The sequence below is a fragment of the Micromonospora sp. WMMD956 genome, assembly GCF_029626125.1.
GTDB lineage: Bacteria > Actinomycetota > Actinomycetes > Mycobacteriales > Micromonosporaceae > Micromonospora > Micromonospora carbonacea.
Map to the genome: position 1 here is coordinate 1,905,733 of NZ_JARUBI010000005.1, position 13,584 is coordinate 1,919,316.

The 13,584-nt window shown below is 75.0% G+C and carries 9 protein-coding genes; 5 read left to right on the top strand and 4 right to left on the bottom strand.

Annotated elements, in window-relative coordinates; translation table 11 throughout:
• Nucleotides 1–12 precede the first annotated feature (12 nt).
• Both O7628_RS08815 and O7628_RS08820 read left to right on the top strand, forming a co-directional pair.
• Nucleotides 13–1,689, top strand: coding sequence for a family 10 glycosylhydrolase (locus O7628_RS08815; protein ID WP_278129484.1), 1,677 nt, complete (start codon nucleotides 13–15; stop codon nucleotides 1,687–1,689).
• A 182-nt stretch (nucleotides 1,690–1,871) separates the two neighbouring features.
• Nucleotides 1,872–2,396, top strand: a complete 525-nt coding sequence (locus tag O7628_RS08820; RefSeq protein ID WP_278129486.1) for a phospholipase — start codon at nucleotides 1,872–1,874, stop codon at nucleotides 2,394–2,396.
• A 52-nt stretch (nucleotides 2,397–2,448) separates the two neighbouring features.
• Here O7628_RS08820 and O7628_RS08825 read toward each other — a convergent pair whose 3' ends face one another.
• Both O7628_RS08825 and O7628_RS08830 read right to left on the bottom strand, forming a co-directional pair.
• Nucleotides 2,449–5,268, bottom strand: a complete 2,820-nt coding sequence (locus O7628_RS08825; RefSeq protein ID WP_278129488.1) for an adenylate/guanylate cyclase domain-containing protein — start codon at nucleotides 5,266–5,268, stop codon at nucleotides 2,449–2,451.
• Nucleotides 5,269–5,469: 201 nt separating this feature from the next.
• Nucleotides 5,470–5,697 carry a zinc ribbon domain-containing protein gene (locus tag O7628_RS08830; RefSeq protein WP_074472443.1) on the bottom strand — a complete coding sequence of 76 codons (228 nt, stop codon included), beginning with the start codon at nucleotides 5,695–5,697 and terminating at the stop codon, nucleotides 5,470–5,472.
• Between the two features lie 56 nt (nucleotides 5,698–5,753).
• Here O7628_RS08830 and O7628_RS08835 point away from each other — a divergent pair, with 56 nt between their 5' ends.
• The 3 genes from O7628_RS08835 (at nucleotide 5,754) to O7628_RS08845 (ending at nucleotide 11,590) form a co-directional block, all read left to right on the top strand.
• Nucleotides 5,754–7,115: a lytic murein transglycosylase gene (locus O7628_RS08835; protein WP_278129493.1), complete on the top strand. Its 1,362-nt coding sequence runs from the start codon at nucleotides 5,754–5,756 to the stop codon at nucleotides 7,113–7,115.
• 89 nt (nucleotides 7,116–7,204) lie between these two features.
• Entirely contained in the window at nucleotides 7,205–8,215 is a 1,011-nt protein-coding gene (locus O7628_RS08840; RefSeq protein WP_278136261.1) for a GNAT family N-acetyltransferase, read from the top strand.
• Nucleotides 8,216–8,311: 96 nt separating this feature from the next.
• The gene (locus O7628_RS08845; protein ID WP_278129495.1) at nucleotides 8,312–11,590 is read left to right on the top strand and encodes a lamin tail domain-containing protein; all 3,279 of its coding nucleotides are present in this window, start codon (nucleotides 8,312–8,314) and stop codon (nucleotides 11,588–11,590) included.
• 57 nt (nucleotides 11,591–11,647) lie between these two features.
• Here the strand turns inward: O7628_RS08845 and O7628_RS08850 are convergent, their stop codons facing one another.
• Together O7628_RS08850 and hemB are read right to left on the bottom strand one after the other, a co-directional pair.
• Entirely contained in the window at nucleotides 11,648–12,298 is a 651-nt protein-coding gene (locus O7628_RS08850; protein ID WP_278129497.1) for a helix-turn-helix transcriptional regulator, read from the bottom strand.
• A 280-nt stretch (nucleotides 12,299–12,578) separates the two neighbouring features.
• Entirely contained in the window at nucleotides 12,579–13,562 is a 984-nt protein-coding gene (hemB, locus tag O7628_RS08855; protein WP_178066504.1) for a porphobilinogen synthase, read from the bottom strand.
• Nucleotides 13,563–13,584: the final 22 nt, after the last annotated feature.

Here is a 13,584-nt window from a genome sequence, read left to right on the forward strand (position 1 = left end):
GGGACGCACCGGATGAAGGCAACTCGGCTCAGGGCCGCCGGGCTGGCCGTGGCCCTGCTCGGCGCGCTCGCCGCCGCCCCACCGACCGCCGCCTCCGCGGCTGCGAACGGCAACGGCACCGCCACGCAGTCCCGCGCCACCGCCTCCTGCGCCACCGACCCGGCCACCCCGAAGCGGCAGTTCCGGGCCATGTGGATCTCGTCGGTGGTCAACATCGACTGGCCGACCAAGGCGTCGCAGACCGCCCCGGACCGCATCGCCGCCCAGCGGGCCGAATACCTGGGCTGGCTCGACCTGGCGCAACGGCTGCACCACAACGCGGTCGTCGTGCAGGTCCGGCCCACCGCCGACGCGTTCTGGCCGTCGCCGTACGAGCCGTGGTCGGAGTACCTGACCGGGGTGCGCGGGCAGGACCCGGGCTGGGACCCGTTGGCGTTCCTCGTCGACGAGGCGCACAGGCGCAACCTGGAGTTCCACGCCTGGTTCAACCCGTACCGAATCTCCATGCCGGCCCCCGGCGGCGCGGGCGCGGACCTCACCCAGCTCGCGCCCGGCCACCCGGCCCGCCAGCACCCCGAGTGGACGTTCGCCTACCCGCCGGCCGGCGTCGCCGGCAGCCGGCTCTACTACGACCCCGGCGTCCCGGCGGTCCGCGAGTTCGTCCAGACCGCCATGATGGACGCCGTCACCCGCTACGACATCGACGGTGTGCACTTCGACGACTACTTCTACCCCTACCCCAGCGGCACCTACCAGGTGCCCGACGACGCCACCTTCGCGGCGTACAACCGGGGCTTCACCGACCGGGCCGACTGGCGGCGGGACAACATCGACCTGCTGATCCAGGAGATGAACGGCAGGATCAAGGCGGCGAAGCCGTGGGTGAAGTTCGGGGTCAGCCCGTTCGGCATCTGGCGCAACGCGTCGGCCGACCCGAACGGCTCGGACACCACCGGCAGCCAGTCGTACGACATCATCTCCGCCGACACCCGCAAGTGGGTCAAGCAGGAGTGGATCGACTACATCGTGCCGCAGCTCTACTGGTACATCGGCCAGTACCCGGCGGCCGACTACGCCCGGCTGGTGCCGTGGTGGGCCGAGACGGTGCGCGGCACCCGCGTGCAGCTCTACGTCGGCCAGGCCGACTACAAGAGCGGCGACCCGGCGTACGGGTCGTACTGGCAGAACCCGCGCGAGCTGTCCGACCACCTGACGCTCAACCGGGCGTACCCGGAGGTGCTGGGCAACGTGCACTTCTCGGCCGTGCAGGTGCGGGCGAACCGGCTCGGGGCGACCGACCTCTACGCCGCCGAGCACTACTCCCGCCCCGCCCTGGTCCCGGCGATGCCGCACCTGCCGGCGAGGCCGCTGCTGCCCCCGGTGGTCACCGGCGCGCAGCGGCAGGCCGACGGGGTGCGGTTGAGCTGGCGGCAGCCGGCCGACGGCGCGGGCCCGCTGGGCCGGGCCGCGGCGTACGCGGTCTACCGGTTCGACGGGACCGGCCCGGCCGGGGCGTGCGGCTTCGCCGACGCGTCCCACCTGGTCGGCACCGTCCGGGCCACCCCCGGCGCGACCCAGTCCTGGGTGGACGTCACCGCCGAGGCCGGCGCGCGGTACACGTACCACGTGACGGCGCTGGACCGGCTGTCCAACGAGAGCCCCGTCAGCCCGCCGCGCTTCGTGCGCTGAGGGCTGGCGGAACGGACGAGTGCCCCGGGCGCCCCAGCGTCCGGGGCATTCGTCTGTTTCAACTGATGTCACCAGATGTTGGTTTATGACGTACTCGGCCCTCCGCAGTGTGATCGACACTTGTCGAATCCGGTGACCCGCCGGTAACCAGCCACACCGCACATCCCCGCGGAGGTCCCCCCGTGCCCAGACGCCTCGCCACAGTCCTCGCCTCCGGCGCGCTCGCCCTGCTCGCGGCGCTCGCGGTCGCCTCCCCCGCGACCGCCGCCGTCAGCACCAGCCAGAAGCTCGGCGTGCTGTCGAGCTGGACGCAGACCAGCGCCAGCAGCTACAACAGCTGGAACTCGGCCCGGCAGGACCAGTCCGCCTGGGCCGAGTACGCCTTCAACTGGTCCACCGACTACTGCTCGTCCAGCCCGGACAACCCGCTCGGGTTCAACTTCAAGCTCCCCTGCCAGCGGCACGACTTCGGCTACCGCAACTACAAGGAGATGGCGCAGTTCCCGGCCAACAAGGCCCGGGTGGACAGCGCCTTCTACGAGGACCTCAAGCGGGTCTGCGCCACCTACAGCTCGGTGGTCCGGCCCGCCTGCTACAGCCTCGCCTGGACCTACTACGAGGCAGTCAGCATCTTCGGTTCCCTCGCGGCGGTCCGGCAGGCCGACATCGACCGGGCAGCCCGCATGAAGGCGGCCGCCGAGCGCTGAGCCGCAAGGAAGGGCCCCCTGTCAACGCATTCTGCATAGCAGGGGTCCCCTCCTAACAGCAGCCCTCGGCGGGGTGCGCGGGGGCGGGCGTCGGCAGCCCGGTGGCCGCGAAGCGCGTCGAGTCCACCCCCAGGTCGGGGTGCTCCACCGCCAGGGCCAGCGCCGCCGCCTCCTCCAGGCGCAGCTCGCTCCCCTGCGCGTACGCCTCGTCGAAGGCCACGTCGCCCATCTCCCGGCGCAGCGCGGCCTGCCGTTCCAGCCAGTACGCCCCGTAGATGCCCGGGGTCGACCGCAGGCTCTCCCGGGTCGCCTGCGCCGCGCCGAAGAGCCGGGCGGCGGTCAGCGGGTCGCCGCCGGCCGCGCAGCGCACCGCGATCGCGTGCAGCGTGTCGCAGGCCCGGCGGTGGAAGCCGTGGCTCATCCGGGACCGCAACGCCACGAGCAGGTGCTCGTGTGCGGCCACCAGGTCGCCCCGGGCCAGCGCCACCATGCCGAGCAGCATGTCCACCGACCGACGCCCCCGGTCCGCCGGGCGGGCCGCCTCGACCGGGCGGGCCGCGCCGAGCAGCTCCGCGGCCTCCGCCAGCGCGCCGCGCCGCCAGAGCAGCTCGGCGAGGCTGAGCACCGCGAACAGGGCGTCCCCCGCCACCTCCCGCTCGTGCGCCCAGGCGATGACCTCCCGGCAGGCCCGCTCGGCGTCGGCGAACTGCCCCATGTCGACCAGCGGGGCGGCCCGCCCGGCCAGCACCCGGGCCAGCAGCCCGGCGTCGCCGGCCCGCCGGGCCGCCGCCTCGGCCTGCTGCGAGTAGCGCAGCTCCTCCGCGAACTCGCCGTCCGCGCCGGCGTGCAGCGAGTGCATGTAGTACGCGGCGGCCAGCTCGGCGTCCGGCACGTGCTCCCCGGTCTCGGCCATCCGGCCGTAGAGCCGGAACAGCCAGAGGCGTCCCTCCCGGGCCAGCCCGCGCTCCCGCCACCACTGGTCCAGGCCCCCGGCCAGGCGCAGCCCGTCCCGCGCGCTGCCGCCGGTCGTGCACCAGCGCAGCGCGGCGCGCACCTCGCCGGCGAGCGGGTCGAGGGCGTACAGGGACAGGGTCGTCGGCCGGCCGTCCGGCCCGAGGTGGGCCCGCCGCAGGGCGCGCGTCGACCAGGCCAGGTGCCGGTCCCGGGCCGCCCGCTCCTCGCCCGCCTGGGCCAGCCGCCGCGCCGCGTACGCCCGGATCGGGTCGAGCATCCGGTACGTGCTGCCCGACGCGTGCGGCTCGGCCAGGATCATCGACTTGTCCACCAGCACCGACAGCGGGTCCAGCGGGTCGTCGTCGAGCAGCCACTCCACCGTCGGCAGGTCCACCGGGCCGGCGAAGACCGCCAGCCAGCGCAGCAGCCGGGCCGCCCGGGGCCCGAGCGTCCGGTACGACCACGTGACGGTGGCCTGCATGGTGAGGTGCCGCTCGGCGGCCGACCGCTGCACGGCACGGGTCGCCGGGGTGGGCGGGGCTTTGCCCCGGGACGCCGCCACCAGGTCGACGGTGTCCTGCTGGTTGCCCGTCCAGCCGAGCTCGTCCCGGGGCGGCTGCGGGGCGGCGTCCCGGCCGGCGTCGAGGGTTCCGAGCACGTCGTCGAGGCGCTCGGCGAGCTGCCCGACGGAGAGCACCCGCAGCCGGGCGGCGGCCAGCTCGATGGCGAGCGGCAGGCCGTCGAGCTGGCGTACCACCCGCCGCAGGTCGGCCGACTCGACCGGGGCCGGCTCCCGGCCGCCCCGGGCCGCCGCCGTGCGGGCCAGCAGCAGCGCCACCGCGTCGCTCTCCGCGCCGCCCGGCCGGGGCTCCACGGACAGCGGCGGGATCCGCCACACCACCTCGCCGGGCAGGCCGAACGACTCGCGGCTGGTGGCCAGCACCCGGACCCCGCCCCCGCCGGCGAGCAGCAGGGAGATCAGCTCGGCGCAGGCGGCCGGCTGGGCGTCGCAGGTGTCCAGCAGGATCAGCATCCGACGGGCCGCGGCGTACTCGACGAGGGTGTCGACCATCCGGCGGCCGGGCTCTGGACGCAGCCCGAGCACGGCGGCGACCGCGAACGCCACCAGCCCCGGGTCGGTCACCGTGGCGATGTCGACGAACCAGACGCCGTCCGGATATTCCTCCACCATGCCGGCCGCCAGCTCGACGGCGAGCCGGGTCTTGCCGGCCCCGCCGGCGCCGAGGACGGTCACCAGCCGGTGCCCGGCGGTCAGCCGGCGCAGCTCCGCCCGCTCCGTCTCCCGGCCGACGAACGAGGTGACCTGGGTCGGCAGGTTGTGCGCCACCGCGTCGGCGGTGCGCGGGCGGGGGAACTGCCGCTCCAGGCCGGGCGCGATCAGCTGGAACAGCCTTTCCCGGTCGTCGAAGCCACGCAGCCGGTGCAGGCCGAGGTCCAGCAGGGACGCCCCCGCCGGCAGCGGGGAGGCGAGCCGCGCGGTGGCCGCCGAGCAGAGCACCTGCCCGCCGTGGGCGGCGGCGGCCACCCGGGCGGCCCGGTGCACCTCGTGGCTGGCGTACTCACCGTCGCGGGGCTCCGCCCAGCCCGTGTGCAGGCCCATCCGGACGCGGGGCGCGGCCTCCGGGGCCGGCCAGTCGTGCGTCGCGAGCGCGCGCTGCGCGGTGAGGCAGGCGGTGAGCGCGGCACCCGCGTCGGGGAAGGCGATGAAGAACGAGTCGCCCTCGGTGAGCAGCTCCGCGCCGTCGGTGCGGGCCAGGGTGTCCCGCAGCAGCCTGCGATGCTCCCGCAGCACCGGACGGTACCCGGGACCGAGCAGCTGGGCCAGGCGCGTCGAACCTTCGATGTCGGTGAACACGAAGGTCACCCAACCGCTCGGGAGGTGGACCCCTGACGTCATACGTCGAACCTCCGCCCCCGTGACGACGGGTACATGCTGCCCTATGGTCGGGCCGTCACGCATCGTGAGAACGGATGGGCGCAATCCACCCCAAGGTGCCAACCGGGGCCGGAAACGGCAGGACCCGGGCCGGTACGGCCCCGTCGGGGCAGGCCGGCCGGGGCGGGTCGCCCCGGTGCGCCGGGGCCGGTCGGGGCCGGGTCAGCAGCCGCACCCGCCACCGCAGCAACCGCCACCACCGCCCGCGGAGGGGGCCGGCGCAGCCGGACCCGCGCCGCCGCCACGGCCGGTCACGGCCACGGTGGACAGGAGCTTGACGGTGTCGGCGTGCCCGCTCGGGCAGGACGCCGGCTCACCGGCCTGCGCCATCGGACGGTTGACCTCGAAGGTGTCGCCGCACGCGCGACAGCGGAACTCGTACCGGGGCATGGCACCAGGGTACGACCGGGCCTGACTCCGGGCGGGGCATGGGTGATACTCGACGGGTGGTGGACGGCGAGGACAGACCGGCGGCCAGGGCCCTGCGACCGGCCGCGCCGCCCGACGATCCGGGCGGCGCGCCGCCGCGTGCCCGGGTGCCCCGCCCCCGCCGGCCCTGGCTGCGCGGCGAGCCGCCCGCCGACTCCCCGCCGCAGGCCGAGCCGGAGCCGAAGAAGCCGGACCCGGCCGGGCCGGAGCCGAAGCAGCCGGCCGAGCCGGCGGCGACCGAGCCGGCCACCGAGCCGACGGCGAAGGAAGCTGCCGAGCCGGAGCCGGCGACGCCGGCCGAGCCCGATGCGGCGAAGCAGCCCGGGGCGGAGCAGCCCGACGCCGAGCAGCCCAAGGCGGAGCAGCCCAAGGCGGGGGCGGCGAAGCCCGCCGGGCCCGAGGCGGCGAAGAAGTCGGAGGCCGAGAAGCCGACCGGGGTGGCCCGGCGGCGTCGGGTGCCGTTCGCCCACGCCGTGCGCATGCCCCCGCCCCGGCAGGCGGCAGTCGCCGCCGCCCGCGCCACCCGGGCCTGGTCCCGCCGCCCGAGCGGCCGGCTCACGCTGCCCGGCCTGTTCCTGCTCGTGCTGGTCGCCGGGACCGCCGCCGCCGGGGCGCTGCTGGTGCCGGCGTCCGCGCCGAAGTCCCGCCCGGTGGCGGTGGACGGCACCGCCGGCACCCCGGGGGCCGGCACGGCGACCCCGCAGGGCGGGCTGCTGCCCGGCGGGTCGGCCACCCCGCTGCCGCCCGGCGCGACGGCGGTGCCCGGCGCGAGCGCGGGACCGGTCGTGCCGGCGCCGACCGGCCGGCCGGCGGACGCGCTCGCCGCCTGGGCCCAGCAGACCGGGGCGAAGGTCGGCATCTCGCCGGTGGCCATGCAGGCGTACGGGTACGCCGAGCTGGCGCTCGCCCAGACCACCCCGGGCTGCCGGCTGAGCTGGACCACCCTCGCCGCGATCGGCTATGTCGAGTCGCGCCACGGCCAGGCCAACGGCGCGACCCTGGGTCCCGACGGGCAGGCGCTCCCGGAAATCATCGGCGACCCGCTCGACGGCCAGGGCGGGCGGCAGCGGATCACCGACACCGACCGGGGGCTCTACGACAAGGACACCGTCTACGACCGGGCGATCGGGCCCATGCAGTTCATCCCGACGACCTGGCAGGAGATCGGCGCCGACGCCGACAACGACGGGCGCAAGAACCCGCACGACCTGGACGACGCGGCCCTGGCCGCCGGCAACTACCTGTGCAAGGGCGGCCGGAACATGACGGTCCCCGGCGACTGGTGGGGGGCCATCCTGTCGTACAACGACGTGCGCCGTTACGCCCAGGACGTCTTCGACAAGGCCAACGAATACGGGCTGGCCAGCCGCCGCCCGTGAGGTGGCCGCCGGCCTCGCGGGAGAAACCGGGCGCATCCGAGAACTGGACACTTCCGTCAAGCTGCCGTAAGCGGCAAGCTAGACGGGTGATGGTGCGCGAATGGGACCCCCGGACCGCGTCGCCCGCCGAGCTCGCGTCGCTGCTGGACACGCTGAACGCGGTGCTGGCGGCCGACCTCCCGCAGGATCCGCCGTGGCAGGGGAGCCACCTGCGGGAATACCTCTCCGAGGTGATGCCCGGCGAGCGGCGGCTCGCCTGGGTGGCCCAGGCCGAGCCGGCCGCCGGGGGCGGCCCCGGGCCGATCCTCGGCCACGTCCACGTGCTGTTGCTCGGCGACATCGGCGTCCTGGAGGTGCTGGTGCATCCGTCGGTGCGCCGCACCGGCCTGGGCCGGGACCTGACCCGGGTGGCCGCCCGCCGGGTCTACCAGGAGGGCTTCCAGTCGATCGGGGTCGAGGTCGTCGGCGGCACCCCGGCGGTGGCGTTCTACGAGGCGTTGGGCTTCTCCCGGGAATACGTGGAGACCCGCAGCGTGCTCGACCTGTCCGGGGTGGACTGGTCGGCGCTGGCCGAGATGGCCACGGGCGTCGGCGCGGGCTACCAGGTGCGGTTCTGCCCGGGCGGCCCGCCGGACGACCTGATCGAGGCGTACGCGCGGGCGAAGGCCGAGGTGCGCGACGTGGACGACGGCGAGCTGCGCCCCAGCTCCTACGACCCGCAGCGGCTGCGGGACAGCCTGGCCACGCTGCACCGGCGCGGCATGAAGCCGTACATCGTGGTCGCCACCCACGACCGCACCGGCGAGGTGGCCGGGCTGACCGAGGTGGTGGTGCCGGCGCAGCACCCGACCCGGGCCGACCAGTACGACACGATCGTGGTGCAGGAGCACCGGGGCTACGGCATCGACCGGGCGATCAAGGCCCGGATGCTGCTGGAGCTGCGCTCCGCCGAGCCCACGCTGACCGAGGTGCAGACCTGGAACGCCCAGGCCAACGAGGCGATGCTGAAGGTCAATGCCGAGCTGGGCTACCAACCGGACCGGGAGTGGTGCGAATACGGCGTGGACGTCGCCGAGCTGGTGCACCGCCTCGGCGGCTGAGTCGGCTATTCACCAAAGCGCCCCGTGGGGGATGGACGGCGGACAGCGCCGCCGCTTAACGTGCGTTCGTTCACGTCCACCCATCGTGGAGGCCCCATGCGCCCGCGCCGCAGAACTGCCGCGCTCGCGACCGCCGTAGCCGTCACCATCCCGGTCATCGGCGTCGCACCCACCGCGGCCAGCGCCGCGCCCACCGACCTTTTCATCTCGGAGTACGTCGAAGGCTCGTCGAACAACAAGGCGATCGAGCTCTACAACGGCACCGGTGCCCCCGTCGACCTCACCGCCGGCGGCTACCAGCTCCTGCTCTACTTCAACGGCAACACCACGGCCACCACCCTGGCCCTGACCGGGACGGTCGCCGCGGGCGACACGTTCGTGTTCGCCGCCGCCTCGGCCGCGCCGGCGGTCCTCGCCCAGGCCGACCAGACGACCACCGCCAGCCTCTTCAACGGCGACGACGCGATCGTGCTGCGTCGGGGCGGCAGCACCGTCGTCGACTCGATCGGCCAGGTCGGCGTCGACCCGGGCACCGAGTGGGGCAGCGGCCTGACCAGCACCGCCGACAACACGCTGCGGCGGCTGCCCACGGTCACCTCCGGCGACACCGACCCGTCGGACGCCTTCGACCCGGCCGCCCAGTGGGCCGGCTACGCCACCGACACGTTCGACGGGCTGGGCGCGCACACCGTCGACGGCGGCGGCCCCGTCGACCAGCCCGCCACCGTCACCTGCGGCGGGGCGCTGACCACCGCCGCCGGCACCGCCGCCAGCCGGGAGGTGACCGCCACCGACCCGGACGACACGATCGTCGGCCTGGCGGTCACCTCGGTCGAGCCGGCCCCGGCCACGGGCACGATCAGCCGCACCGCCTTCACCCCGGCCGACGCCGTCGGCGGCACCGCCCGCGCCACGATCGCCACCAGCGCCGACCTGGCCGCCGGGGCGTACACCGTGACGGTGACCGCGACCGACACGGACGGCGGCACCGCGACCTGCGCGCTGGCCGTGACCGTGACCCGGGAGCTGACCGTCGGGGAGGTGCAGGGCCCGACCACCGACGCCGAGTCCGGCCCGGCCGACCGGTCGCCGCTCGCGCCGGCCTCCGGCAACGGCACGAGCAGCACGTTGTACGACGTGCGGGGCGTGATCACCCAGCGCACCCTGGCCCGGACGTCGGCCGGGGCCGACCAGCACGGCTTCTTCCTCCAGAGCCGCGCGGACGCGAGCGACGGCGACCCGTCCTCCTCCGACGGCATCTTCGTCTTCATGGGCTCGTTCACCTCGCTGATCGGCGGCTACGTGCCGACGGTGGGCGACGAGGTGGTGCTGCGGGCCCGGGTGTCCGAGTACTACAACATGACCCAGCTCTCCGGGGCCTCGCTGGTCACCAGGATCGCGTCCGGCCTCGACGTGAACTCCGTCGTCGCCGTCGCCGACGCGGTGCCCCCGGCCGACCTGGCCGCCGCGCAGCGGTTCTGGGAGCGGCACGAGGGGGCCCGGGTGCGGGTCCGGGCCGGCAGCGGCGCGGTGAGCGGCCGGGCCGTGTTCGCGTCCACGGCCGACTCCGAGGTGTGGGTGGTCGACCGGGACGACCCGCTGCTCGGCCGCGCCGACGCGTACGCCCGCCGGGTGTTCCGCGACGCGCACCCGCTGGACAACGACGCGACCCGCCGCTTCGACGACGGCAACGGGCAGCGGATCATGCTGGGCGCCATGGGCGTCAAGGCGACCGCCGGGGACAACGCCGCCCTGCTGCCGCCGGCCCGGACCTTCGACACCCTCACCGGGGACGCGTACGGCGCGCTCTACTACGCGTTCGAGAAGTACGGCGTCCAGGTCGAGCAGGCCGCCTTCGCGGCCGGGGCCGACCCGTCGAAGAACAACCCGCCGCAGCCGGCCGACCGGTCGCGGGAGATCGCGGTCGCCACGTACAACGTGGAGAACCTGTACGACTACCGGGACGACCCGTTCGACGGCTGCGACTTCACCGGCAACGCCGGCTGCACCGGGGTCAGCCCGCCGTTCGACTACGTGCCGGCCAGCGAGGCCGACTACCGGGAGCACCTGACGGCGCTCGCCGACCAGATCCGCACCGATCTGCACTCGCCGGACCTGATCCTGGTGCAGGAGGCCGAGGACCAGGACATCTGCTCCGTGACCGGGGGCGCGCTGGTGTGCGGCGACACGAACGACGCCGACGGCGCGCCGGACACCCTCCAGGAGCTGGCGCTGGCCGTGGCCGCCGCGGGCGGGCCCACGTACGCCGCCGCGTACGACCGGACCGGCGCGGACGCCCGGGGCATCACCGCCGGGTTCCTCTACCGCACGGACCGACTCTCGCTGGCCGAGGCGACCGCCACCGACCCGCTGCTCGGCTCCGCGCCGGCGGTGCCGTACCGGTCGGCGGGGCTGCCGTCCAACGCGGACGTGCAGAACCCGAAGGCGCTCAACGCGGTGCTGCCGGCCGACACCGACACCTCCACCGGCAAGGACGGCAACAACGTCTACACGCGGGCCCCGCAGCTCGGCAAGTTCTGGGTCAAGGCGACCCCGGGCGGCTCCGAGGGCTACCACCTGTGGGCGCTGAGCAACCACTTCTCGTCCGGGCCGGACAGCCGGGTCGGGCAGCGCACCGAGCAGGCCCGCTACGGCGCCGCGTTGGTCACCGCGATCCACAACGCGGACCGGAACTCCCGGGTGGTGTACGGCGGGGACCTGAACGTCTTCCCCCGCCCCGACGACCCGATCGCCACCGGGGCCGACCCGACCCCGTCGGACCAGCTCGCCGCGCTGTACGACGCGGGCCTGCACAGCCTGTGGGACGACCTGGTCGCCGAGGTGCCGTCGTCGGCGTACTCGTACAGCTTCGAGGGGCAGGCGCAGACGCTGGACCACCTGTTCGTCAACGACGCGCTGCGCGACGACCTGGTCCAGGTGCGGGCGGCGCACGTCAACGCCGACTGGCCGGCGGAGTTCACCGGGGACGGGTCGCGCGGCTCCAGCGACCACGACCCGCAGGTGGCCCGGTTCCGCTCCCGCGCGTCGCTGAGCGTCGCCGACGCCACGGTGGTCGAGGGCGACAAGGGCACCCGCCCGCTCGCCTTCACCGTCACCGTGTCCCGGCCGCTGTCGCAGCCGGCCCTGATCTGCGCCGCCACCTACGGCACCACGGCGCAGGCCGGGGCGGACTACGAGCCGTACGTCGGCTGCAAGGTCCTGGCAGCCGGGCAGACCTCGCTGACCTTCACGGTCACCGTGCGCGGTGACCGCAAGCGGGAGGCCGACGAGAAGGTGAACCTGCTGGTGGCCGGCGTGCCCGGCCTGCACCTGGCCGATCCGCTGGCCGTCGGCACCATCACCGACGACGACTGACCGGCCCGACGGCTCCACGGCGGCCCGTCGCCCGGCTCCTGGCCGGGCGGCGGGCCGTCAGCCGTCCGGGGGGACGGCGCGCGGCGGTGGCGGCACGTGCCGGAGCTTCGCGACCCGGACCTCCCACCGGCTGCGGCGACGCATCGCGTCCCGGTAGGCGCGGTTGCGGTAGAAGGTCTCCGGCGGACGGGCCAGCCCGTAGACGTCTGCCCACCACTCCCCCGGCTCGGGGTCGAGAATGGTGTCCAGGTGCGACGGGTAGCGGCGCTCGGCCCCGTCCCGGGCGTCGTCGCGGTCGCGCATCGGCTGGAGCACCCGGCCGAACTCGTCCACCACGGCCAGCCGGAAGCCCGCCGCCGCGAGGAGCCGGCGCAGCATGGCGATGCTGGGGGTCAGCGCGCCGGCCTCGATCCGCCCGATCGTGGACGGGTGCACCCCGGCGTACGCGGCCAGCTCGCGTTGGCTGGCGTCGGCCCGCCGCCGCACGGCCCGGATGATGCCGGCTGCCGGCCACGGGATGTCGAACGGCTCGGTCAGCAGCGCCGGCGGCTCCTCGCGGGCTGCGGGCCGGCTGGCTGCCGGCTCGGCGTCCGTGGCCTCGCCGCCTGTCGGATCACCGCCTGTCGGGTCGCCGCCGGTCGGGTCACCGGGCTCGACGTCGCCGCCGGGGGCGTCGTCGGGCTGCTGTGGCGCGATGTGGGCTGCCATGGGTTCACGTTCCCCGGCCGCGCGGGCCGGTCGCAACCCCGCCCCGCGCGGCTGTGGATAACCGGGCTGCTGGCGGGGCGGTGGCCGGTCCAGGTGCCGGCGACCACTCCTCGCGAGCCCTTTGCTCTGCACCCGCCGACGCAGCAGTCACCCTAGGTGAGGATTGCGCCCGTGGGTGCAGAGCAAAGGAGGCAAAAGAAGGGGGTGGGGTCGGGCGAGGAGGGCGCACAAAAGAGACATAAGCCGTAGAGGGGAAGCGGGGCGCACAGCCCAGATGCGCTCAGTAACGGTCGCGGAGCAGGCGGGCGGCCTCGACCGCCCAGTAGGTGAGGATGATCTGCGCCCCGGCGCGCCGGATCGACGTCAGCGTCTCCAGCATGACCCGCTCCCGGTCGATCCAGCCGTTGGCGGCGGCCGCCTCGACCATCGCGTACTCGCCGGAGACCTGGTAGGCGGCGACCGGGACGTCGACCGCCGCGCGCACCGCCGCCACCACGTCGAGGTAGGGCAGGGCCGGCTTGACCATCACGATGTCGGCGCCCTCGGCGACGTCCAGGGCCACCTCGCGCAGGGACTCCCGCAGGTTCGCCGGGTCCTGCTGGTAGGTGCGCCGGTCCCCGTCGAGGCACGACTCCACCGCGTCCCGGAACGGGCCGTAGAACGCGGAGGCGTACTTCGCCGCGTACGCGAGCACCGCCACGTCGGTGTGGCCGGCGGCGTCTAGGGCCCGGCGGACCACGCCCACCTGGCCGTCCATCATCCCGGACGGGCCGACCACCCCGACCCCGGCGGCGGCCTGGGCCACCGCCATCTCGGCGTACGCGGCGAGGGTGGCGTCGTTGTCCACCTCGCCGTCGGGGGTGAGCAGGCCGCAGTGCCCGTGCGAGGTGAACTCGTCCAGGCACAGGTCGCTCATCACCACGGTCGCGTCGCCCACCTCGGCGACCACGTCGGCGATGGCGACGTTGAGGATGCCGCCCGGGTCGATGCCGCCGGAGCCGGTCGGGTCGCGCCGCTCGGGCACCCCGAAGAGCATGATCCCGCCCACGCCGGCCTGGACCGCCTCGGCGGCGGCCTTGCGCAGCGAGTCCCGGGAGTGCTGGAGCACCCCCGGGAGCGACGCGATCTGCCGCGGCTCGGTCAGCCCTTCCTTGACGAACATCGGCACGACCAGCTCGGCCGGGTCGACGCGGGTCTCGGAGACCAGCCGCCGCACGGCCGCGTTGCGGCGCAGCCGGCGGGGCCGGATCTCGGGGTACGGCATGCGGGGCCTCCCTGGGCGAGCT